The organism is Butyricicoccus sp. AM32-19 (assembly GCF_003480365.1).
GTDB classification, from domain to species: domain Bacteria; phylum Bacillota; class Clostridia; order Oscillospirales; family Butyricicoccaceae; genus Agathobaculum; species Agathobaculum butyriciproducens.
In genome coordinates, this window is the sequence record NZ_QUIX01000007.1 from 76,705 (window position 1) to 98,115 (window position 21,411).

25 protein-coding genes and 1 other RNA gene are annotated in these 21,411 nt (G+C 56.6%); 14 read left to right on the forward strand and 12 right to left on the reverse strand.

From position 1 onward, the window contains the following. From holA to ssrA, 5 genes are all read left to right on the forward strand, one after another. Complete coding sequence (holA, locus tag DW806_RS07770) at positions 1 to 1,053, forward strand: DNA polymerase III subunit delta (RefSeq protein WP_118729597.1); 1,053 nt, start codon at positions 1 to 3, stop codon at positions 1,051 to 1,053. Then, entirely contained in the window at positions 1,050 to 1,661 is a 612-nt protein-coding gene (locus tag DW806_RS07775; RefSeq protein ID WP_118729598.1) for a toprim domain-containing protein, read from the forward strand. The genes holA and DW806_RS07775 overlap by 4 nt, the downstream gene beginning before the upstream one ends. A 110-nt stretch (positions 1,662 to 1,771) precedes the next feature. Then, complete coding sequence (locus DW806_RS07780) at positions 1,772 to 2,353, forward strand: xanthine phosphoribosyltransferase (protein ID WP_118479573.1); 582 nt, start codon at positions 1,772 to 1,774, stop codon at positions 2,351 to 2,353. 718 nt (positions 2,354 to 3,071) lie between these two features. Next, the gene (gene smpB / locus DW806_RS07785; RefSeq protein ID WP_117490323.1) at positions 3,072 to 3,542 is read left to right on the forward strand and encodes an SsrA-binding protein SmpB; all 471 of its coding nucleotides are present in this window, start codon (positions 3,072 to 3,074) and stop codon (positions 3,540 to 3,542) included. A 66-nt stretch (positions 3,543 to 3,608) separates the two neighbouring features. Further along, positions 3,609 to 3,962, forward strand: a transfer-messenger RNA (tmRNA) gene (ssrA, locus tag DW806_RS07790). A gap of 247 nt (positions 3,963 to 4,209) precedes the next feature. Here the strand turns inward: ssrA and DW806_RS15965 are convergent. From DW806_RS15965 to DW806_RS07835, 9 genes are all read right to left on the reverse strand, one after another. Then, positions 4,210 to 4,461: a hypothetical protein gene (locus tag DW806_RS15965; RefSeq protein ID WP_118729599.1), complete on the reverse strand. Its 252-nt coding sequence runs from the start codon at positions 4,459 to 4,461 to the stop codon at positions 4,210 to 4,212. Positions 4,462 to 4,662: 201 nt separating this feature from the next. Then, positions 4,663 to 5,061: an ATP synthase F1 subunit epsilon gene (gene atpC / locus DW806_RS07800; protein ID WP_110436414.1), complete on the reverse strand. Its 399-nt coding sequence runs from the start codon at positions 5,059 to 5,061 to the stop codon at positions 4,663 to 4,665. Next, complete coding sequence (gene atpD / locus DW806_RS07805; protein WP_110436415.1) at positions 5,061 to 6,458, reverse strand: F0F1 ATP synthase subunit beta; 1,398 nt, start codon at positions 6,456 to 6,458, stop codon at positions 5,061 to 5,063. The genes atpC and atpD overlap by 1 nt, the downstream gene beginning before the upstream one ends. 17 nt (positions 6,459 to 6,475) lie before the next feature. Beyond that, positions 6,476 to 7,429: an ATP synthase F1 subunit gamma gene (gene atpG, locus DW806_RS07810; RefSeq protein WP_110436416.1), complete on the reverse strand. Its 954-nt coding sequence runs from the start codon at positions 7,427 to 7,429 to the stop codon at positions 6,476 to 6,478. Continuing rightward, positions 7,417 to 8,925 (reverse strand): F0F1 ATP synthase subunit alpha, encoded by a 1,509-nt coding sequence (gene atpA, locus DW806_RS07815; protein ID WP_117489330.1) that lies wholly within the window; start codon positions 8,923 to 8,925, stop codon positions 7,417 to 7,419. The genes atpG and atpA overlap by 13 nt, the downstream gene beginning before the upstream one ends. Before the next feature lie 14 nt (positions 8,926 to 8,939). Continuing rightward, the gene (locus tag DW806_RS07820; RefSeq protein ID WP_118729600.1) at positions 8,940 to 9,446 is read right to left on the reverse strand and encodes an ATP synthase delta subunit family protein; all 507 of its coding nucleotides are present in this window, start codon (positions 9,444 to 9,446) and stop codon (positions 8,940 to 8,942) included. Next, entirely contained in the window at positions 9,443 to 9,934 is a 492-nt protein-coding gene (gene atpF / locus DW806_RS07825) for a F0F1 ATP synthase subunit B (protein WP_118729601.1), read from the reverse strand. The genes DW806_RS07820 and atpF overlap by 4 nt, the downstream gene beginning before the upstream one ends. Before the next feature lie 15 nt (positions 9,935 to 9,949). Continuing rightward, positions 9,950 to 10,165, reverse strand: a complete 216-nt coding sequence (atpE, locus tag DW806_RS07830; protein ID WP_110436420.1) for an ATP synthase F0 subunit C — start codon at positions 10,163 to 10,165, stop codon at positions 9,950 to 9,952. A gap of 32 nt (positions 10,166 to 10,197) precedes the next feature. Beyond that, positions 10,198 to 10,884, reverse strand: coding sequence for a F0F1 ATP synthase subunit A (locus DW806_RS07835; RefSeq protein ID WP_118729602.1), 687 nt, complete (start codon positions 10,882 to 10,884; stop codon positions 10,198 to 10,200). 197 nt (positions 10,885 to 11,081) lie between these two features. On the opposite strand from DW806_RS07835, the gene DW806_RS07840 reads away from it, so the two are divergent. From DW806_RS07840 to DW806_RS15690, 7 genes are all read left to right on the forward strand, one after another. Then, entirely contained in the window at positions 11,082 to 12,704 is a 1,623-nt protein-coding gene (locus tag DW806_RS07840; protein WP_158578324.1) for an ATP-binding protein, read from the forward strand. A gap of 12 nt (positions 12,705 to 12,716) precedes the next feature. Continuing rightward, positions 12,717 to 13,391, forward strand: coding sequence for a response regulator (locus DW806_RS07845; protein ID WP_118729604.1), 675 nt, complete (start codon positions 12,717 to 12,719; stop codon positions 13,389 to 13,391). Between the two features lie 228 nt (positions 13,392 to 13,619). Then, positions 13,620 to 13,841, forward strand: a complete 222-nt coding sequence (locus tag DW806_RS07850; RefSeq protein ID WP_337764215.1) for an ATP-binding cassette domain-containing protein — start codon at positions 13,620 to 13,622, stop codon at positions 13,839 to 13,841. A 108-nt stretch (positions 13,842 to 13,949) separates the two neighbouring features. Beyond that, positions 13,950 to 14,159 (forward strand): hypothetical protein, encoded by a 210-nt coding sequence (locus DW806_RS15680; protein WP_243022683.1) that lies wholly within the window; start codon positions 13,950 to 13,952, stop codon positions 14,157 to 14,159. A 304-nt stretch (positions 14,160 to 14,463) separates the two neighbouring features. Beyond that, positions 14,464 to 14,610 (forward strand): hypothetical protein, encoded by a 147-nt coding sequence (locus DW806_RS15190; protein WP_158578325.1) that lies wholly within the window; start codon positions 14,464 to 14,466, stop codon positions 14,608 to 14,610. Continuing rightward, on the forward strand, positions 14,607 to 14,882 hold the full coding sequence (locus DW806_RS15685) for an HAD hydrolase-like protein (protein WP_243022685.1): 276 nt from the start codon (positions 14,607 to 14,609) through the stop codon (positions 14,880 to 14,882). Before DW806_RS15190 ends, DW806_RS15685 begins: the two co-directional genes overlap by 4 nt. Next, positions 14,879 to 15,034: a hypothetical protein gene (locus DW806_RS15690; RefSeq protein ID WP_243022687.1), complete on the forward strand. Its 156-nt coding sequence runs from the start codon at positions 14,879 to 14,881 to the stop codon at positions 15,032 to 15,034. Before DW806_RS15685 ends, DW806_RS15690 begins: the two co-directional genes overlap by 4 nt. A gap of 69 nt (positions 15,035 to 15,103) precedes the next feature. On the opposite strand, the gene glpK is transcribed toward DW806_RS15690, so the two are convergent. Beyond that, positions 15,104 to 16,591, reverse strand: coding sequence for a glycerol kinase GlpK (gene glpK, locus DW806_RS07865; protein ID WP_118729606.1), 1,488 nt, complete (start codon positions 16,589 to 16,591; stop codon positions 15,104 to 15,106). A gap of 132 nt (positions 16,592 to 16,723) precedes the next feature. On the opposite strand from glpK, the gene DW806_RS07870 reads away from it, so the two are divergent. Together DW806_RS07870 and DW806_RS07875 are read left to right on the forward strand one after the other, a co-directional pair. Continuing rightward, entirely contained in the window at positions 16,724 to 17,356 is a 633-nt protein-coding gene (locus DW806_RS07870; protein WP_118729607.1) for an esterase, read from the forward strand. 109 nt (positions 17,357 to 17,465) lie between these two features. Continuing rightward, a complete protein-coding gene (locus tag DW806_RS07875) occupies positions 17,466 to 18,881 on the forward strand; it encodes an alanine/glycine:cation symporter family protein (protein WP_118729608.1) in 1,416 nt (471 codons plus the stop codon). A 57-nt stretch (positions 18,882 to 18,938) separates the two neighbouring features. On the opposite strand, the gene DW806_RS07880 is transcribed toward DW806_RS07875, so the two are convergent. Then, complete coding sequence (locus DW806_RS07880; protein ID WP_118729609.1) at positions 18,939 to 19,949, reverse strand: hypothetical protein; 1,011 nt, start codon at positions 19,947 to 19,949, stop codon at positions 18,939 to 18,941. Positions 19,950 to 19,961: 12 nt separating this feature from the next. Further along, positions 19,962 to 21,392, reverse strand: coding sequence for an MBOAT family O-acyltransferase (locus DW806_RS07885; RefSeq protein WP_117751612.1), 1,431 nt, complete (start codon positions 21,390 to 21,392; stop codon positions 19,962 to 19,964). Positions 21,393 to 21,411: the final 19 nt, after the last annotated feature.

Here is a 21,411-nt window from a genome sequence, read left to right on the forward strand (position 1 = left end):
ATGGCGGCAAGAGAAACCAAACCAAACGGAAAATCACAGCTGATCCGCGACCTGAAAAACGGCGAATTTGCCACGCTGTACATCATTTCGGGCGAGGAAAGCTACATGAAGGAATACTATCTGCGGCAGCTGCGGCAGAAGGTGGTGGACGAGACCTTTGCGGATTTCAATCTTATTGAGTTCGAGGGCAAGGGCCTGACACCGGAAATGCTGACCGAAGCCATTGACAGCTATCCCGCGATGGCAGATAAAAAGCTCATCATCGTCAAGGACTTCGACCTGTTCAAGCCGCCTGCCGGCTTCGCAGACGTGCTGCCGAGCGTGCTCAGCGACCTGCCGGAGTACGTCTGCCTCGTGTTCTACTACGACGTGCTGGACGGCAAGCCGGACAAGCGAACCAAGCTGTACAAGACACTCGAGAAGCGCGCCTGCTTTGCCGAGTTCGCACACGCGGAGGAGCAGGAGCTGGTGGCGTGGCTCGAGCGGCGTGCCAAGGCGCTTGGCTGCATGATCGAACCGGGAGATGCATCGTACATGATCTTTCTGTGCGGCAATTCCATGACCAACCTCGCCGGTGAGATGGAAAAGGCAGCCGCGCATACCACAACCGGCGTTATCAAGCGCTATAACATTGACGCGGTATGCTCGCCGGTGCTGGATGCCGTCGTGTTTGATCTGACCGACGCGGTAACCGCAGGCAGGTTTGATCGGGCGGTCGCACTCGTCGGTGAGCTGCTCGCGCAGAAGAACAACGAGGTCATGATCTTCACTGCTATCACGCGTCATATTCAGCGTCTGTATGCCGCCAAGCTGTGCGCGGAGAATCGCGGCGGCGAAAAACAGCTGATGGAGATGATCGGCTCGAAATCGCCGTACTACGCAAGGCAGATTCAGAATGCAGCACGGCGTGTGCCGCTCAGTTGGCTGCGAAAGGCGGCCTCGCTGTGCGCGGAGACCGATGCCGCACTCAAGGGCGGCGCGGCAGACCGGCAGAAGCAGATCGAGCTGACGCTGCTCACCATGGCGGCAGAGCTGAAGGGGGAAAAGAAATGACGCGCATCAGGGAAGCGATTCTGGTAGAGGGACGGTATGACGTGAACACCGTTCGGCAGGTGGTGGACACCGTGGTGCTCGAAAGCGGCGGATTCCGCATTTTTAACAATAAAGACCAGCTCAAGCTGCTGCGCCGTATCGCGGAAACGCGCGGCCTCATCGTGCTGACCGACAGTGACGGTGCGGGCTTTGTCATCCGCAATTACCTCAAGGGCGCACTGCCGAAGGGCTGCGTCAAGCAGGCGTATGTGCCCGATATCGCGGGCAAGGAACGCCGCAAGCGGCATGGCTCCAAGGAGGGCAAGCTGGGCGTGGAGGGCATGCGTCCGCAGGTGATTCTGGACGCGCTCCGCCGAGCGGGTGCAACCTTTGCACAGCAGGACGAAATCGAAACACCTGTGCATCCGGTCATCACCAAGGCGGATTTTTACGAGTGGGGACTGTCCGGCAGATCGGACAGCACGGCGCGCCGCGCTGCCGTTCTGCACGCGCTGGATTTGCCTGCGCACATGACGGCAAATGCGCTGCTGGAGTTTATCAACGCCGTTGGCACGCATGAGCAGGTTGCGGAAATCATTCAGCAGTATGCGGAGAAAATTGAGGAATAATTTCCGCACGAATGATTGAAAAACCTGTCGAAGTATAGTACAATGATAAAATACCAAGTGCAGCTATTGCAGAGCTGATGAAAATAAAGCAAAAAACAGGGAGTGGCAGCATGAACTTTTTAGAGGAACGAATTGTCAAGGATGGCGTTGTTAAGGAAGGCAACATTCTGAAGGTAGACAGCTTTCTGAACCATCAGATGGATATTAACCTGTTTGATCAGATGGGCGAGGAGTTCAAGCGCCGTTTCGCGGACAAGCCGATCAACAAGATCGTTACCATTGAGGCATCCGGCATTGGCATTGCCTGCATCGTGGCTCGTCATTTCGGCGTTCCGGTCGTGTTTGCGAAGAAGACCCAGAGTGTCAACATCGACGGCGAGGTTTATGTTGCCGAGGTTGAATCCTTTACACATAAGTGTAAGAATCAGGTTATCGTTTCTAAAAAGTTCCTCGGTCCGGATGACCATGTGCTTGTTATCGACGATTTCCTGGCAAACGGCTGTGCGCTGCAGGGCCTGATCTCCATCGTGGCACAGGCCGGCGGTACGGTCGAGGGCATCGGCATTGCCGTGGAGAAGGGTTTCCAGCAGGGCGGCCGTATTATCCGCAATCTGGGCTATCAGCTCGAGTCGCTCGCTATCGTGGACGGCATGGACGCTGAGACCGGTAAGGTGCACTTCCGGGAGCAGTAAGTGCATATGAGAAAAAAAGGAGGCGTGCAGCCTCCTTTTTGTTTGAGTGACCGCAAATGTGGGAATGATATAACACAGCGGTGTGCGCCCGTTTTAACGACTGGTGTAACGGTTCACAGGGCGGACACATTGGTCCGCCCCTACGGAGTATGTGTCAAGGAATTGAAATTGTGTAGAAGGTAAAAAGGACGCGCAATGCGCGCCCCTACAGGCACGTGCCGATAAATTAAAATTGTGCAAAAGGTTTGCAAGGCGGCATGGGGTCATGCCGCCCCACGGTAGTAGTATTCATCAATAAGCAGAAGTTTTACTCGCAGGTGATGGATAACCTGCACCGGAAAACGTGTTGCGCGGCATGGGTATGCCGCGCCTGCGTAGAGTAAACCATATGTGTAGCAGTAATGCAGCCGACAATGCGGAAAGGTGTTATACCACGAAGTAGAAAAAATCCTCTGTCGTTCCTCTTTTTCTACGCTTACGCAGTCTACCATCTGCACCCAAGCCCTCTAAGGGAAAAGGGGTAATTCACAAGAGGGTGGAAAACTGCAGGTTGTCTACCCTCTTGTGCGCCTGCCGCGCGCAGCGGCGCTCCCAGCCGCAGTCTGCGGCAAAAAGGCAAACCGTCTGCACGAGAGGACACTCTGTAACACAGACGTAACTTTACAAATGCGTGCAATCGTGTTATTATAAGATGTACCACGGTAAGGGAGGTTTCGCCATGGCTGTTGACAAAAAGGGCACAAAGCAGATTGCGGCCAACAAAAAGGCATGGCATGACTACTTTGTCGAGGAAAAGTATGAAGCGGGCATCGAGCTTGCGGGTACCGAGGTAAAGTCTATCCGTTTGGGACAGATCAATCTCAAGGATTCCTACTGTTCGTTCAAGGACGGTGAGATTTTCGTGCGCGGCATGCATATTTCGCCGTACGAAAAGGGTAATATCTTTAATAAGGACCCGTTGCGCGTGCGTAAGCTGCTTATGCACAAGCGTGAGATTGTCAACCTGTTCAGCAAGACCAAGCAGGACGGCTATTCGGTCATTCCGCTGGCGGTTTATTTCAAAAGCTCGCGTGTGAAGGTCGAAATCGGCCTGTGCAAGGGCAAAAAGCTGCACGATAAGCGTGACAGTATCGCCGCACGCGATGCAAAACGCGAGATGGACCGTGCGATGAAAGAGCGTAATCGTTAATTAAAAATGGAAAAGCTGAGAGCAGAATATTCTCCATTCTCAATTTTTCATTCTCCATTTCCAAATGGGGCCGTAACGGGTTCGACGGGGGTGTTGAAGCCGGGATAGCGGGCCGCAGTGGGGATCTGCGATAAAAGCTCCAACTGTTTATAAATTAAACAACAACAATTATACTCTTCAGGCTGCCTAATTAGGCTTAGCCCGTCGGCTCAGAGAGGACCACGGCTCAGAGACCCGGCGTCGATTAGTGGTGAACGTGTACGAGGTAAGAGTTGCCCTCGTCATGTAAAATGACTCTACCAAAACGGTAAGCCTGTTTGCCGGCGTGCCGCGGCGGGAATTTTAATCGACAAACTGCGCCCGGAGAAGTCCTCGTGGATGCGCTTTCGGACAGGGGTTCAACTCCCCTCGGCTCCACCATAAGTCCACCGTAATTTTGATAGAATTACGGTGGACTTTTTCTATGCTCGAAAACTGCATAAAATCAAGATTTTTCCGTTTCAGCTGCATAAAAAGCAACCGCTGCGGAGCATTTTCACAGCGGTTTTTCTGCATTTTGCGGGCGTTACGGAGTTCTGCAGCTGTGAAAACGCAGAAAACAGGAAAATCCCGCTGGTTTTAGGTCAGCGGGATTTTTCTGCGATATCAGGCGCAGTGGCGGAACATCTTATCCATCATAATGCGGGCGAGGATGAATCCGAGCGGCAGCGCAGGAATGATGCCGTTCGAGACCCGACCGCATATCCGACTTGACCATGGCGATGCCGCAGGTCATTTCGGCAATCTTGAGACAGCCTGCGTACACCGGACAGGCCGCCGCGGCCGAAACGGTTGTGCAGAGCACAAGAATCAGGTAGTGCTTGGACCGCTTACAGCGCACGGCGTTGCCGATACCTGCACCGAAGAACGCGAGTATCATCTCGAACCCAGGCGCCGCCGAGTAGAAATGTAAGGGCACAGCAGGCGAGTGCGGCAGCCAGACCGATCATCAGCAACGAATTGCTCAAGTCGGTTGAGTTTTTAGGTGCTGACACCTGTACTGGTCAGCGTAAGCATCTGCAAAAACGCCTGCTCCGATGTTCCATCTGACAACATCGGAGCAGGCGATAAAAAAGGGGAGTCAGCGGGTAGCCTTCAGGCGTGCCATAGCACGGGCCAGAGCCGCTTTGGAGAGATGATATTCACGAATACTCTGCTTCTGGCGCAGCCGTTCTTCCGCGCGCTCTTTGGCGCGTTCGGCACGCGCACGGTCGATTTCGTCAGGACGTTCGGCGCTGGATACCAGAAGAATGCAGTAGTCCGGCATAATTTCTGCGAAGCCGTCGCTGACAACGACCTCGTGCGGTGTGCCGTCTGTCTGGAACCGCACCGTACCCGGACGGAGTGCGGTAACGACCGGCTCATGTCCCGGCTGCACGCCGTATTCACCGTCGAGTGCAGGCATAGTCAAATTGGTTGCCGGTCCGGTGTAAAACTGCCGGTCCGGCGTGATGATCTCCAGATAGAAGGTGTTCTCCATCAGAGTGCCCCCATATCCTTGGCCTTTTTGTGGACCTCGTCTACCGTGCCGACCATGGAGAAGGCAGCCTCCGGATACTGGTCAAGTTCACCGCCGAGCAGCGCTTCAAAGCCGCTGATGGTGTCCTCAAGCGTTACATAGCGCCCTTCCAGACCGGTAAACTGCTCGGCAACCGAGAACGGCTGCGAGAAATACTGCTGCATGCGGCGGGCACGATCGACAATGCGGCGGTCGTCTGCACCAAGCTCCTCCATACCGAGGATGGCGATGATGTCCTGCAGTTCGCGGTAACGCTGCAGCAGCTCCTGTGCGCCGCGTGCGACCTTGTAATGCCGCTCACCGACAATATCCGGCTCGAGGATACGCGAGGTGGAATCCAGCGGGTCAACGGCAGGGTAGATGCCCTGCTCGACAATCTTACGGGAGAGGACGGTCTTGGCGTCCAGGTGGGTAAACGTGGTCGCCGGAGCCGGGTCGGTCAGGTCATCCGCCGGAACATAGACCGCCTGCACGGACGTGATTGCGCCGTCCTTAGTGGAGGCGATACGCTCCTGCAGAGCACCGACCTCATCAGCCAGCGTCGGCTGGTAGCCGACCGCCGAGGGCATGCGGCCCATCAGTGCGGAAATCTCCGAGCCTGCCTGTACATAGCGGAAAATATTGTCGATAAACAGCAGCACGTTCTGCTTTTTCACATCGCGGAAGTATTCCGCCATGGTCAGACCGGTCAGTGCAACGCGCATGCGCGCTCCGGGCGGTTCGTTCATCTGGCCGAACACGAGCGCGGTCTTGCTCAGTACGCCGGATTCCGCCATCTCGCGCCACAGATCGTTGCCCTCGCGGGTGCGTTCGCCGACACCGGTGAAGATGGAGTAGCCGCCGTGCTCGGTGGCGATGTTGTGAATCAGCTCCTGAATGAGCACGGTCTTGCCGACACCGGCGCCGCCGAACAGACCAATCTTGCCGCCCTTGGCATACGGCGCGAGCAGGTCGATGACCTTGATGCCGGTCTCGAGAATCTCGGTCGTCGGGTTCTGCTGTGCAAAATCCGGCGGCGCACGGTGGATGGACCACTTTTCCGGTGCGTTTACATCGCCCTTTTCGTCGATCGGCTGACCGAGCACGTTGAACATGCGTCCAAGGGTCGCTTCACCGACCGGCGCTTCAATCGTGTGACCGGTGGACAGCACCTCGTCGCCGCGGCCGATGCCCTCACTCGGGGAGAGCATGATGCAGCGCACGGTGTCGCCGCCGATGTGCTGCGCGACTTCCATCATGCGCGGCTGTCCGTCCGGTGCAACGGTAAGCGCTTCATTTATCTCAGGCAGGCTGCCGCCGTCAAAAGCAACGTCCACAACCGGACCTGTTACCTGTACCACGGTACCTTTGCGTTTCATAGTAATTTCCTCACTTTCTATGCGCGTCTGCCGTCTGCGAGAAAGCGGACGGTCCGCGTCGGAATCGGACGGCGGGGCTGCGGTGTTTCTGCGGCGCTGCCCTGTGTGCCGCCGACGATCTCGGTGATCTCCTGCGTGATGGCGGACTGCCGTGCGCGGTTGTAGTGCAGCGACAGCGATTTGAGCATATCGCGTGCGTTGTCGGTCGCGGAGTCCATTGCTGTCATGCGGGCATTCTGCTCGGCACAGAAGGACTCGACCAGCGCGCCGAACAGCTCACCCTTGACGTAGCCGGGTACCAGATGCTCGAGTACGCGGTCTGCCGAGGGTACATACTGCACCATTTGATGATAGGGGCCGTGTTCACTCGGACGCGGCTCCCATGGGAATGCGTCAATGTCGAGCGGCAGCAGCTTCTGTACGCGCGGCTCAAGCCGCATAGGCGTTACCATTTCGGTGTAGACAACATACACGTCGTCCAGCTGACCTTCGCGGAACAGACGGATGAAAATATCCGCAATGTCCCGCGCACGGGCAATCGTCGGGTCCTGCACGGTGAACATGAACTCGCCGTCTACGCGGATGTCGCGCTCGGCGAAGTACGCGCGGCCCATCTGACCGATGAGGAACAGCGTTGGATCGTCCTCCTGTGCAAGATGCTTCTCGGCCAGACGCAGCACGTTGTGATTGTACGCACCGGCCAGTCCCTTGTCGCCCGTGATAACGATGTAGCCGGACTTGCGGCGCTTGACCTCGGGCCGCTTGTCGAAATAAATATGCTCGATTTCAGGGGAATGGTGCAGAATATCGGCAATCGTGGAGCTGATCTTGAGAAAATACGGCTGCACATTGTTCAGCTGCTGCCTTGCCTTGCGCAGCTTGGAGGACGAGATCAGGTACATCGCGTTTGTGATCTTGAGTGTTTGCTGCACACTGTCAATGCGGGTGCGGATCTCCTTTATGCCTGCCATGCTGCACTCACCTGATCTTTATAGGTTTTCAGGGCTTCCCGGATCTGCTCGGCAGCCGTGCCGGTCAGGGTACCGGTGGACTGAATCTCTGTCAGCAGGGAATCGGGCAGACTGTCGGCAAATTTCTGCACAAAATCGCGTACCCGGTCGAGCGGAACATCGCTCAGCAGACCGTTGGTCGCAGCATACAGGATAACCGCCTGCCGCCATACCGGCATCGGGTGGCACAGCGGCTGCTTGAGGATTTCCATCAGGCGTTTGCCGTGCTCGAGGGCCTGCTGAGTGTCCTTGTCCAGATCCGAGCTGAACTGGGTGAATACCTCCAACTCGCGGAAGCGAGCAAGATCGATACGCAGCGTACCGGCGGTTTTCTTGATGGCCTTGGTCTGTGCCGCACCGCCGACACGCGATACCGACAGGCCAACGTTGATCGCCGGACGCTGACCGGCAAAGAACAGGTCGTTTTCCAGATAAATTTGACCGTCCGTGATGGAAATGACGTTGGTCGGAATGTAGGCGGAAACATCGCCTGCCAGCGTTTCAATGATAGGAAGCGCGGTCATCGAGCCGCCGCCGTACTCCGGCGTCAGGCGGCAGGCACGCTCGAGCAGACGGGAATGCAGGTAGAATACGTCGCCCGGATACGCCTCACGGCCGGGCGAGCGGCGCAGCAGCAGCGACAGCGTGCGGTAAGCGACCGCGTGCTTGGATAGATCATCATACACGATGAGCACATCGCGGCCCTGACTCATGAAATACTCGCCGATAGCGGCGCCGGCATACGGCGCGATATACTGCTGCGGCGCACCGTCTGCTGCAGTGGCAGAAACAATGATGCTGTAATCGAGTGCGCCGTATTTCTCGAGCGTGCCGCGCAGGCGCGCCACTGTGGATGCCTTCTGGCCGATGGCAACGTAAATGCAGATCATATCCTGCCCCTTCTGGTTCAGGATGGTGTCGATGGCAATGGACGTTTTGCCGGTCTGGCGGTCGCCGATGATCAGCTCGCGCTGACCGCGTCCGATCGGCACCATCGCGTCAATGGCAAGGATGCCGGTCTGCATCGGCTGGTTTACCGGCTCACGCGATACCACACCCGAAGCCTCTCGCTCGATCGGACGGCGCTCGGTCGTTTCAATCGGTCCAAGGCCGTCAATCGGTTCACCGAGGGCGTTGACCGTGCGGCCGATCATCGCATCGCCGACCGGAACGTCAGCCGCACGTCCGGTGCGGCTGACCGCCGAGCCTTCATGCAGGCCGTCCTCGCTGCCGAGCAGTACCACGCCGACGCTGTCGCGTTTAAGGTCGAGCACGATGCCGTGCACACCGGTGTCAAACTGCACCAGTTCGCCGTATACAGCGCGGTTTAGACCGTAAACGGTGGCGATACCGTCGCCGACCTCGATGACCGTGCCGGTTTCGTCGCAGCGCGTACGGTTGTCATATTGTTCAATCTCCTCGCGGAGAATAGATAAAATCTCATCTGAATGGTTCAATGGTTTTCACCCCTTTACAGGTCATGCGCCAGTGCGCGAAGCTGTCCGCGCACGCTTTTATCGTAGGTTACGCCGTCGATTTCGGCAGTAAAGCCGCCGAGCAGCGTGTCGTCCTGCACGATTTCAAACGTAACCGCGCGGCAGCCATGCCGTGCGCACAGCAGTTTGGCAAGCGAACTCAGTGATTCATCATCCGGTTCGCGGGCACAGCGGAATACGCACAGGCCCTCGCCGCGGTCGCGCAGCTCAAGCAGGCGGAACTGCCGGACGATCTCCGGCAGGAGCGCAAAGCGGTTTTTGTCCGCCAGCAGCAGATAAAAGTGCTTCAGCTCGCCCATCGTGTCAAAATCGGGCAGGCGGGACAGCACAGCTTTTTTCTCCCGCGCACAAACGGCAGGCGAGCACAGCGCGTCCCACAGCGGCGCACAGCCGGTCAGATAATCGGTGGTTCGCTGCAGATTGCTCAGCGTGCAGCCGGTATGACGCAGGGCACCGGCATACTGTACGGCGGTCGAGTTCATCGCGCGGCCTCCGTTTCTTCCCGCAGAAAATCATCGATCATGGCGCGGTCGGTGTCGCTGTTCAGCGTCCGCTGGGATACCTTGGCGGTGGTCAGCAGAACGAGAGCGGCAATCTCCTTTTTCGCCTCACGGAGCATCTGCGTCCGCTCGGATTCCCGACGGCGGGCAGCCTGCTCGTCCAGCCGCTGCACAGCGGTCTGCGCTTCTGCAACCAGCCGGTCGTACTCCTGCTGACCGCGCGTGCGGGCATCCTCGATGATTTGCGCTGCCTCCTGCTTTGCGGAAGCAAGCTGTGCGGCGTGCGCGTTTTGCTGCTGCTCAGCCTCGGCGAGACGTTTGTCCGCCTGATCGAGCGTGTCCGACACCTGCTGCGCACGGTCATCGAGCATTTTTGTGATGGGTCCGAACAGGAATTTCTTCATCAGCACGAACAGGATGAGCAGATCAACAAACACCCAGATAATCTGCGAATTTAGATTGAGGATCATTCGATCTCACCCCGATCAATTCATGAAGATAAGCAGGATACCGATCAGAAAACCGTAGATGGCGGTTGCCTCGGCCAGTGCACAGCCGAGGATCAGGTTTTTGCTGATCTGGCCGGAGGCCTCCGGCTGACGTGCAATGGCTTCCGAGGATTTCGCGGTTGCATAGCCGATACCGAGACCGGCGCCGATGCCGGTCATAACTGCAATAGCTGCACCAATAGCAATACTCATTTTTTGTGATCCTTTCTCAGATAAAACAGTGGTTACTCAAGCGATTCCGACAGAAAAAGTGTTGTCAGGAATACAAATACGATTGCCTGTATCATACCGTCGAATACATCGAAATACAGGCTCAGCGGGATGGGGACAACGACCGGAATGGCCATTTTGACCAGCTCCATGATAACGAATCCGGCGAAAATGTTGCCGAACAGTCGCATGCAGAGCGACAAAGGCCGAATGCCGATCTCCATAATGTTGAGCGGCGTGACGACCGAAACCGGTTCGCTGAACTTTTTCAGTCCGCCGCGCAGACCGTGGAACCGGAACTGCGAGCCGTAGATCAGCAGGGCGCTCATGATCGCCAGACCGGCGGTGACGTTCAGGTCTTTGGTCGGCGGCGTTACGCCGAACAGACCGGCCATGTTCGCCAGCGCAAGATACAGGCCTACCGTGCCAAGGTACGGAGCGAAGGTGCGCCAGTATTTGTCGCCCAGTGTGTCGCGGCAGAAATTGTTGATGAAGCCCACCAGCATCTCTGCGGCGATCTGCTTTCGCCCGGGACGCTTGCGCAGTCCGTGCGTCAGCCAGATGGCAAGCAGGGTCAGCACAACTATGATTGCCCAGCTTACCACAGCGGATTCCGGAACCGGTATTCCGCCGAACAGCGGAATCTCGAACGCAATATGGGTTTGCAGTTCGGCATTCAATTCCGCTTTGATTTCACCCAAAGGGCATCACCTCGTTTGTCTATAAGTTGGTTTACGCGCTTATTGTAAAAACCTGTCGGAGTTTACGCAAGCTTATGAAACTAAAAAAAATTAACCCGCGCAATTTGACAGATTTGCATAAATCTGCAGAGGGGATTTGATGAATGTTGACCAGTGTGTTATGATATGAAGTATCTTCTTAAAAGGAGTGGATGAATTTGATAAATGCACGTTCCTCCGGCTCACTGCACCGGCAGGTGCGCCGGATGCTGATCCTGTGCATTGCGGTGGTGGTGCTGCTGTCCACGTCGGTCGGTTTGGGCATCGGCCTGTATCAGGAGGTGCGGACGCGCGACCAGCTGCTGTCCAATGCAGCGCAGATGGCGGCAGATGCGCCGCTGCTGATCGAGGATATTCGGGCAGATAACGCACAGCAGTATTTGGCGCGGACCGTACGGCGTGTATCTGAAGTGGATATGCTCGGCGTGTATGATATTAAGGGCAAGCCGACAGTGTTTTACGATCTCGTGTCCGGTACAGGCGACGCATCTTTGCTGCCCGAACTGAAAGCGGATACGGTCAGCCGCCTGTGCAGCGAGGAAAAGCCGGTGCTCTCGAACGATGAGATGCCGGACGGCGCGGATCGCTGTGCCTATGCTGTCATGCGCGATGAAAACGGGCAGGTGACCGGTATCGTCATGGCAGGGCTGTATCTGCGCTCCTACCATCGGACGGTGCTGCGTGTGCTGCTGTCGTATCTGCTCATCACGCTGTTCGCGCTTGGCATCGGCAGTCTGCTCAGCGTGCGGTTTTCCAAGCGGGTCAAGCGGGAACTGCTGGGCTATGAGCCGGACGCGTTCCGTCAGCTGTTTCTGCAGCGCATGGATATTCTGGATGCATTGGATGAGGGTCTGATGGCGATCGACGAACACAGCATGATCACCTATATGAACCGTGCGGCAGCGGATATTCTCAAAATCAAGGTGAAGGATGCACTCGGTCAGCCGTTAAAGACGGTCTATCCGCGCTCGACGATGGCGCGCGTGCTGCAGACCGGCAAAAGTGAATACAACATCGGTCTGGAGTCCATCAAGCACGTTTCGGTAATTTCCGACCGTATGCCGCTTTGGCGGGACGGCAAGGTGGAGGGTGTTATCGCTATTTTCCGCAACCGGACCGAGGTCACGCGACTGGCGCAGGATTTGACCGGCGTGCAGCACATTGTCGGTGCGCTGCGGGCGTATACGCATGAGTTTACCAACAAGCTGCATGTGATTCTCGGTCTGTTACAGCTGGGCGAGTACAAGCAGGCGGAGGACTATGTGCTGCATTTAACGCAGACGCGCGCACACTCGATCGGCTATATTTCTGAGCGTATTCGGGAGCCGTCGGTTGCGGCGCTGCTGATCGGCAAGGCGTATCGTGCGGCAGAGCTGGGCATCCGGTTTGTGCTCGACCCGGCGAGTGAGCTGCATGGAGACGGACAGTATCTTCCGGCGAGCAGTCTGATCACCATTCTTGGAAACCTGACTGAGAATGCGTTTGACGCACTGCGGGATGCACCGGAAAACGCACAGAAGGAAGTGACGGTCAGCATTCGCGAGGGAGAGCACGGCATGCTCATCAGCGTGGACGACAGCGGTGCAGGCATTGCCGCCGATAAGCTGGACCGCATTTTCGAGCGCGGCTTTTCCACCAAGGGCGAGGGCAGAGGCACCGGTCTGTCACTCGTCAAGGAAACCGTGAACGCGTTCCACGGAACGATTCGCGTCGAATCCGAGCCGGGAATCGGCAGCTCGTTCATCATTACGGTTGCGGAATCCGCAAACGGACAGCAGTAAGGAGGAAATCCGATGTACACAACGGTTATTATTGAGGACGATCCGATGATTACACGGCTCAACCGCCGGTGTATCGAGCAGGACAGCCGGTTTGCCGTCGTGCAGACGTTTTCAGCGGCGCATCCGGCGCTGTTTTGGCTGCAGCGCAACCCGATCGACCTGATTATTTTAGATGTTTACATGCCGCAGATGAGCGGCACCGAACTGCTGCTGCAGCTTCGCGCGGAAGGTGTGGACGCGGATGTCATCATGGTCACTTCGGCGAATGACGCAAAAACGGTCAACGATGCCGCGCGACTGGGTGCAGTGGATTATCTGGTCAAACCATTCGCATATGAGCGGTTCCGGCAGGCGCTGGACGTGTTCTGCCGCCGGAGAGAGAGCGTGCAGCGCGACAGCTTCAGTCAGGAGGCGCTCGATCATACGCTGTTTCAGGCTGCGATGCCGACACAGCCTGTCACGCCGCCAAAAGGTTTGCAGAGCCAGACGCTTTCGCGCATTGAGGCATATCTGCGGGCTGCGCCGGATACACGGCATACCAGTGATGAGATCGCATCGCATGTTGGCTTGTCAGTTGTCACTGTGCGCCGGTATATGAATTACCTGACTGAACAGCAGGTTATTGGCAGTGAGATGGATTACCGCACCGGCGGACGACCGTGTCTGGTGTATTTTCTGCGGAAATAAATCCTATATCATTCTATATAAGATGAGTGTTGTAAAAATCCTCCGTTTTACGGAGGATTTTTACTTTACATTTCCCGACCTCACTTTACAGGATTTTGATAAGAACTTGATGCGCAAGCGTTAGAAGCGGCACCGATTGTTCGGTTACAATGGAAACCGTTGAAAACAAGAAGGGAGTACAACAGCTTATGTTAGGAGCATATTCGCAAAGCATTCGACGGCACAGAGGTGCTGAAGGATATTTCGCTGCGTATTGAGGACGGTGAAATTGTCTCCATTCTCGGTCCGTCCGGCTGCGGCAAAACCACGCTGCTCAACCTGATCCTCAGCATTATCGGCGCGGACAGCGGCTCCATCCGCTATAACGGACAGGATATCACATATACGCCGATGGAGAAACGCGGATTTAAGGCAATACTGCATAATTGGACAAGAGCGATTTGCGAGTAAATTTTGCGTACTGACGAGGCGCGGTTTTGCGGTAATACTTGATGTATTACCGTGAAATCGCAACAAAGTCAGGGCGCGAAATTTCCGCAAAGCGCCGCAGCTTTAATTGTGCGGTGTTGCCTTAACATTGTATTTCAGGATTATGCGCTGTTTCCCAATCTGGATGTGCAGCACAATGTCCTGTACGGACTGAAAAACCGTCCGAACAACGACTTCGTGCGCAAGTTTATCCTCAATCAGCTTGAGATCAAGCGCAATAATATTTACGCATTGTTCGCAGCACGGCAGCGATCGGAGCGGTGGTGTAACGCGGCATGAAACGACATAACAGGGAGCTGCATGTGATCTTTGGTGTAATCGCACTGCTGTTCCTTATATTTCTGGCCGTGCCGGTGCTCAAGCTGTTCGGAAAATCCTTTCTGGATAACGGCATCACGACCGGGTTTTACACCTCGGTGCTGCACAGCAAGGGCTTCGGACGGACACTCGGCAACAGCTTCCGCGTATCGGCGGCAGCGGCTGTACTGGCAACGACAATCGCATTCGTCATTGCTTACCAATTCATTACCCGCGTATTGCGCGTCCGCTCAAACAGGCTCTGCAGGCAATCGCAACCCTGCCGATGTACCTGCCGACCATCACCTACGGCTTTGCCATCATTTATTCCTTCGGCAAACAGGGCCTGCTGACACGGGTGTTCGGCCGTCAGCTGTTCAATATCTATGGCTTCCGCGAGATGTATGACTACATCAAGCAGCAATGGGTTTGAAAATCGGCTCCATGACCGGTTATACCGATGCAATGATGGCAGTTGTCACCGAAAATGCGGCAAAACAGGGCTACGCACCGGACGCGTGGTTCAGCCCGGATTCGGTGGACGGTCTGGGCCGCCCGAACCCGTATATGATTTTTGCCAACATGCAGAAATTCCAGGTGCCGTCCGTGCAGGTGGTCGTCAAGGTCGGTGACACTGTGTCTGACATTCAGGAAGGCAGGAATGCCGGTGTCCGCTCGCTCGGCGTGCTCGAGGCAGCAGTGTGATGGGCATGACGCAGGCAGCCTATGAGGCACTCTCTGCTGAGAAAAAGCAGGCTGCACTCGATCGTGCGCGGCAGGTGTTCCTCGAGGCCGGTGCGGACGATGTGCTGCTGAACATCGAGCAGCTGCCCGCGTGGATTCAGGCGAACGATTAAAGCATACTGAAATACAAAACCCGAAGTGCAGGTTTTACGCCTGCACTTCGGGTTTGCTTTTTGCTGTTTTTAATGCTCCGCCCAATCAAGCGACCGTCCAACCGCCTTATCCCAGCCGGAGAGCAGCTTGCGGCGTTTATTCTCGTCCATCGAGGGCGCATACAGCGTATCGCATCGCCAGAGCTGCTTCAGCTCCTCGCGGCTGCGCCACACACCGGTCGCGAGTCCGGCAAGATAGCATGCGCCGAGCGCGGTCGTTTCGCGGATGACCGGACGGCGAATCGTGCAGTCCGAAATATCGCTCTGGAACTGCATCAGGAAGCTGTCGCGGCTGGCACCGCCGTCCACAGAAAGGGAGGAGAGGGTAGTGCCGGTATCGCGTTTCATGGCGGTCAGCAGGTCGTTCACCTGATAGGCGATGGACTCCTGTGCGGCGCGGATGATGTGCTCGCGGGTCGTGCCGCGCGTCAGACCGATGAGACAGCCGCGTGCGTACATATCCCAATGCGGCGCGCCCAGACCGGTGAATGCAGGCACGAGGTACACGCCGCCGGTGTCCTTCACCTTGCCCGCGTAGTATTCCGCATCGCGGCTCTCGGAGAAAAAGCGCATCTCATCCCGCAGCCACTGGATGACGGCGCCGCCGACAAACACGCTGCCCTCGAGCGCGTACTGCGTCTCTCCGCTGATTTGAATGCCGATGGTGGTCAGCAGGCCGTTTTCGCTCTCGCAAGCGGACGTGCCGGTGTTCATCAGCAGAAAACAGCCCGTGCCGTAGGTGTTTTTCGCATCGCCTGCCGCAAAGCAGGTCTGACCGAACAGTGCCGCCTGCTGGTCGCCCGCAATGCCTGCAATCGGAATATCGCCGCCCGGCAGGGAAACAGAACCGTACACCTCGCTCGAGGAGCACACGCGCGGCAGCATCGCCCGGGGAATATCGAGCGCGTGGAGCAGGGTATCGTCCCAGTCCAGACGGTGAATGTCGAAGATCATCGTGCGTGCGGCATTGGTCGCGTCCGTGATGTGCACCTTGCCGCCGGTCAGCTTCCACACCAGCCAGGAATCCACCGTGCCGAACAGGATTTCTCCGCGCTCGGCCTTCTCTCGTGCGCCCTCCACATGGTCGAGCAGCCACTTGATTTTCGTTCCCGAAAAATACGCATCCGGCACCAGACCGGTCGTACGTCGGATGTGCCCGGACAGACCGTCCTGCACCAGCCTGTCCACAATATCCGCTGTGCGGCGGCACTGCCAGACGATAGCGTTGTGAATCGGCCGTCCGGTATTTTTATCCCACAGGATGGTCGTCTCGCGCTGGTTGGTGATGCCGATGCCCGCCACATCGGACGGAGAAACATCGGCTGCCGCCAGCACCTCGAGCATAGCCGCATACTGCGTGGACCAGATTTCCATCGGGTCCTGCTCGACCCAGCCCTCGTGCGGATAGTGCTGGGTCAGCTCATGCTGCCGGATGGCGAGAATATTCTGTTCGCTGTCAAATAAGATCGCTCTCGAGCTTGTCGTGCCCTGATCGAGCGCCAGTATATATTTTCCCATAGCGGAAACTCCTTTTTACTCTTTGCATCTATCATACCGTTGCGGATGCGGATTGTCAATCGCTGCAAATTTGACGGTGCGGTGCATTTTGTGGTAAAATCAGTGCGAAAATGCATAGAAGAAGGGGATTGCATGAGGATTTACGAATACGGCGAGCCGAATGCGAAAAACGTGCTGCTGCAGCCGGTTGGGGACCACGACCTGCCAGCCATCGAGAACGAAATTCGAGAGATCAAGCGGCTGACTTCACAGCCGTTCCGTTTGATTGCCGTCAAGGTTGAAAGGTGGAACGACGACCTGTCTCCGTGGTGTGCACCGGCAGTTTTCGGTCATGAGGACTTCGGAGACGGTGCTGCGGCACTGCTCCGCGAAATCCTGCCGCTGTGTGAGGACGCAGACAGACGATACATCATCGGCGGATACTCAATGGCAGGGCTGTTTGCCCTGTGGAGCGCATATCGGACCGACCGTTTTTCCGGCATTGCGGCAGCCTCGCCGTCTCTGTGGTTTCCGAAATTTCTGGAGTACATGCAGGCGCATGATCTGCACAGCGCTGCCGTCTATCTCAGCCTGGGCAACCGCGAGGAAAAAACGCGCAATCCGGTGATGTCCACCGTCGGCGACCGCATGCGGGCGGCGTATGCGCTCCTGCAGGGGAAAAACGTAAGCTGCACACTGGAATGGAACAGCGGCGGGCACTTTCAGCAGCCGGACCGCCGCACGGCAAAGGCGTTTGCGTGGGTACTGGAACACTTATTTTATTAAGGCATAACTTGTGCTTGAGAAGTCTGTCGGATTCCTGTATAATAATAAATAAATGTTGTCGGCTGGATACAGCCGGTAACGAAAGTACTTTGGAAAGGGAATAGAAATTATGTTGGAAACGATCAACTCCGTTATCGCAGCAATATCGGGCGTGCTGTATCAGCCATGGTTTGTGCCGTTGTTTCTGGTAGTCAGCGGCATTTACTTCACGTTCCGATGCAAGTTCATCCAGATTCGTCTGTTCAGGGATGCGTGCAGGGTCATCATGGAGAAGCCGGAAAGCGAGGGGAGCATTTCCTCGTTCGGCGCACTCATGATCTCCACCGCGTCGCGTGTCGGCACGGGCAACATCATCGGTGTATCCACGGCAATCTGCCTCGGCGGACCGGGCGCCATCTTCTGGATGTGGGTAACCGCACTGCTCGGCGGTGCAACCGCCTTCATCGAGTCTACGCTCGCGCAGATTTACAAAAAGCGTGCACCGGACGGCAGCTGCTACGGCGGTCCTGCGTACTACATGCGCGATGCACTCGGCAAGCGCTGGTTGGGTGTCATCTTCTCGGTGCTCATCATCCTGATCTACGCAGTCGGCTATAACATGCTGGCGGCGTACAATCTGCAGTCCACATTCTCGGTGTTCAAGTTCTACCATCCGGTTATCACGCCGGCGTTCATTGGCGTCATTCTGGCGTTCCTGTTCGGCGTAATGGTACTCGGCGGCGCAAAGCGTCTGGCAAGCATCACCGAAATCCTTGTTCCGTTCATGGGTATCCTGTATGTACTGGTTTCGCTGCTCATTATCTGCCTGAACATCAGGAATGTACCGGGCATGTTCGCGTCGATCTTCCGCAACGCATTTGACTTCCAGTCCGTGATGGGCGGCTTCTCCGGCAGCTGCATCATGTATGGCGTAAAGCGCGGTCTGTACTCGAACGAAGCAGGTATGGGCTCTGCACCGAATGCAGCCGCAACCGCATCTGTTTCCCATCCGGCCAAGCAGGGTCTGGTGCAGATGCTGTCCGTATTCATCGACACGCTGCTCATCTGTACGGCAACGGCGTTCATGTGTCTGTCCACCAATGTTGTTCCGACCGAGGAAATCGCCGGTGCGGTTTATGTACAGAATGCTATCGCATCCACGCTCGGCACGGTAGGTCCGGTGTTCCTGGCAGTAGCGATGATGCTGTTCGCGTTCACCACGCTGCTCGGCAACTACTCATACTGCGAGGGCTGTCTGGAGTTCATCCTGCATCGCAGCATCAAAAAGCATGAGCTGCTCCTCTTCCGCCTGTTTGCTACGGCCATCGTGTTCATCGGTGCGATTGCAAACGCCGGTCTGGTCTGGGATACTGCGGATATGCTGCAGGGTATGATCGTCGTAGTCAACGTGCCGACCATTCTGATTCTTGGCGGCACGGCAATCAGGTGCCTGAATGATTACGTTGCAAGCCGCAAGCGCGGTGAGAATCCGGTATTTCACGCGAAGAACATTGGCATCAAGGAAGAAACTGATTTCTGGAAATAAGCGCATAAGAAAAGGACTGCTGCACAAGGATAAAACCTGTGCAGCAGTCTTTTTTTGTTATGCGTTTGTGTTCTCCTGCGGCGGATTTGCCGTTAAATCGCGGAAATGCTGCAGGCGTGCCGTCCACAGTACGGTATCCTGCGGTTCATCCGGCAAGATCGAGAGATTGTTTTTCGTCCAGTCTGCGAGAAATGCACTGAATTTCTCCGCACCGACACAGTTGTAATGCAGTGAGTCGTAGAAGTCGCTTTCCGGATCTGCGGCAATCTGCGCGGTGTAGTCGCTGCAATTCAGTGTCGATACACCCTCGCGTCCGTCAAACTGCGCGGTCAGCTTGTTCCAGTCGGCATCGTGCAGACGCTTTGTCGGGGCACGGTACAGCACCAGCTGAATATTGTTCCTGTGGCAGAGCGCGTAAATATCCTCAAGGGCGTCCATATTGCGTGCCCAGTCCTCCGGGGCAATATCAACCGTTTCGCAGTCGTCCGGACCCTTGTCCGTGCCGCCGGACAGAAAGGTGTAGCCGGCCAGCATATCCTCGGTGTACGGCTGCACGTCCTCGCTCTTGAGGGTCGTCCAGCGGTCGTGATAGAAGTACAGCGGAAACAGCAGTCCCTTGCGGACCTCGGGTTCGGCATTAAAAAAGGTCGCGTGCAGACGATTGATGCCCCTCGGCATCTGACCGATGTTGGTCTTGGTAAAGCCCATGTATTTGTGGAACGCTATACCGGTGCACTCCACGAAAACCGCCTTGGGTGACTGCGTACGCAGGCTTTCCTTTAAGTAATCCAGCGTCAGCGGGAGCGGCTGCTCGGGTCCGGCCTGCACAAAGGCGGTCAGACCGGAATTTTCCCAGTATACAGCAGGAACGACATCGCAGTAGGTGACGGACGAGCCGAAGAACAGCACATCGATCGAATCCGTCTGCTCCTGTTCGTACATGCCCCAGACCGAGCCGTAATCATGCTGCTGCGGTGTGAGATAATGGGTCGCACCGGCGAGGATACCGCCGAGCACTGCCGCAGCGGCAAGGAAGGCCGCCAGTTCTCTCTTGAAAATGTGTTTCACGGCGATTCCTCCTTAAAACTGGAAATAGACGAATTCCTGCGGGTTGAATCCGGTGCCGTACGCGCCGCACACGGCCGTCACTGCCAGCAGGATAACCCAGACCGCGTACCGGAGCCAGACGGTCTCCAGCAGCTTTTCCCGCAGCGGGAACCGGTCGCCGATGATGTCGGTCAGCACCAGTCCGATGAGGCTCACGGCAAGCACATGCAGCGCACGCTCGGTCAGACCGAGATGCGTCAGGTTAAGCGGGAAGCATGCGCCTGCCGCCGTCACAATGCGTTTGATAATAGCACACGCCTGCAAAGCGGAATCCGCGCGGAAGAATATCCACGCAAACGTGGAAAGGCCGAAGGTGATAATCACGCGGATGATCTGCAGCCAGCCTGCGTCCCACGGAATGTGCAGTGCAGCGCACAGGCGCTGCTTTGCCGGTGTCAGCAGGCCGCCGATAACCTGGAAAACGCCGAACAGCAGTCCCCAGAGCACATATTTCATGGCGGCACCGTGCCACAGGCCGCTCAGTGCGAACACGATCAGCACGTTGATGTAGGTGCGCGCTTTGCCCTTGCGGCTGCCGCCGAGCGGGAAATATAAGTAGTCGCGGAACCAGGTGGACAAGGAAATGTGCCATCTGTGCCAGAATTCCTTGGAGCTTTGCGCCATGTACGGTGCGTGGAAGTTTTCCATCAGCGTAATGCCGAACAGCCGCGCGGAGCCGATCGCCATATCGGAGTAGGCGGAAAAGTCGCAGTAGATCTGCAGGGCATACGCCACTGCGGCGAACGCCAGCTCCAGACCGGAAAACTGCGCCGGATCAGCGTATGCAGTGTTGACCAGAATCGCCAGATTATCTGCGAGCAGCACCTTCTTGACCGTGCCCTCGATGAGCCGTTCGGCGGCAAAGCGCACATCGTCCGCAGTTGCGCGGCGCGGCTGCTTGATCTGCGGGAGCAGGTTCTTCGAGCGCTCGATCGGGCCGGACAGGATTGCCGGAAAGAAGGTGGTGAACAGCGCAAAATCGAGAAAATTGCGCTCGGCTTCACGACCGCGGTACACGTCGATCATATAGCCGCAGATGACGAACGTGTAGAACGAAATGCCGATCGGCAGGGCCAGCTGCGGCAGACTGAGCTGCACACCGGTGCAGCCGAGCAGCTCTCCGAAAAAGCCGAGGTATTTGAATAACCCGAGTGCACCGAGGTTGAGCACAAGCACCAGCGTGAGCAGACCGCGCTTACGCTCGGTGCGTTCCAGCTTTTGCGCTGCAAAGAAGTTGAAGGCAACGGTCAGCGCCAGCAGCGGCAGAAATTTTACACCGCCGATGGCGTAAAAACAGATGCTCAGCAGCAGAAGAAAGGGTTTCTTGGCCTTCTGTGACAGTGGGTGGTAAATGAGTGCGCCTATCACCAGAAAGACGATATAAGCGAATGAATTTGGTGTCACGTTTATTTCTCTCCGTCCC

What these genes read in the sequence shown, in the direction of transcription:
- DW806_RS07870 (WP_118729607.1), top strand. Translation starts at nt 16,724, where the DNA reads ATGAGGATTTACGAATACGGCGAGCCGAATGCGAAAAACGTGCTGCTG.
- DW806_RS07775 (WP_118729598.1), top strand. Translation starts at nt 1,050, where the DNA reads ATGACGCGCATCAGGGAAGCGATTCTGGTAGAGGGACGGTATGACGTG.
- atpC (WP_110436414.1), bottom strand. Translation starts at nt 5,061, where the DNA reads ATGGAGAACACCTTCTATCTGGAGATCATCACGCCGGACCGGCAGTTT.
- DW806_RS15965 (WP_118729599.1), bottom strand. Translation starts at nt 4,461, where the DNA reads ATGATACTCGCGTTCTTCGGTGCAGGTATCGGCAACGCCGTGCGCTGT.
- atpG (WP_110436416.1), bottom strand. Translation starts at nt 7,429, where the DNA reads ATGGCAGGCATAAAGGAGATCCGCACCCGCATTGACAGTGTGCAGCAA.
- atpE (WP_110436420.1), bottom strand. Translation starts at nt 10,165, where the DNA reads ATGAGTATTGCTATTGGTGCAGCTATTGCAGTTATGACCGGCATCGGC.
- atpF (WP_118729601.1), bottom strand. Translation starts at nt 9,934, where the DNA reads ATGATCCTCAATCTAAATTCGCAGATTATCTGGGTGTTTGTTGATCTG.
- glpK (WP_118729606.1), bottom strand. Translation starts at nt 16,591, where the DNA reads ATGGGAAAATATATACTGGCGCTCGATCAGGGCACGACAAGCTCGAGA.
- smpB (WP_117490323.1), top strand. Translation starts at nt 3,072, where the DNA reads ATGGCTGTTGACAAAAAGGGCACAAAGCAGATTGCGGCCAACAAAAAG.
- atpD (WP_110436415.1), bottom strand. Translation starts at nt 6,458, where the DNA reads ATGAAACGCAAAGGTACCGTGGTACAGGTAACAGGTCCGGTTGTGGAC.
- DW806_RS15190 (WP_158578325.1), top strand. Translation starts at nt 14,464, where the DNA reads ATGTACCTGCCGACCATCACCTACGGCTTTGCCATCATTTATTCCTTC.
- DW806_RS07820 (WP_118729600.1), bottom strand. Translation starts at nt 9,446, where the DNA reads ATGAACTCGACCGCCGTACAGTATGCCGGTGCCCTGCGTCATACCGGC.
- DW806_RS07845 (WP_118729604.1), top strand. Translation starts at nt 12,717, where the DNA reads ATGTACACAACGGTTATTATTGAGGACGATCCGATGATTACACGGCTC.
- DW806_RS07875 (WP_118729608.1), top strand. Translation starts at nt 17,466, where the DNA reads ATGTTGGAAACGATCAACTCCGTTATCGCAGCAATATCGGGCGTGCTG.
- holA (WP_118729597.1), top strand. Translation starts at nt 1, where the DNA reads ATGGCGGCAAGAGAAACCAAACCAAACGGAAAATCACAGCTGATCCGC.
- DW806_RS07780 (WP_118479573.1), top strand. Translation starts at nt 1,772, where the DNA reads ATGAACTTTTTAGAGGAACGAATTGTCAAGGATGGCGTTGTTAAGGAA.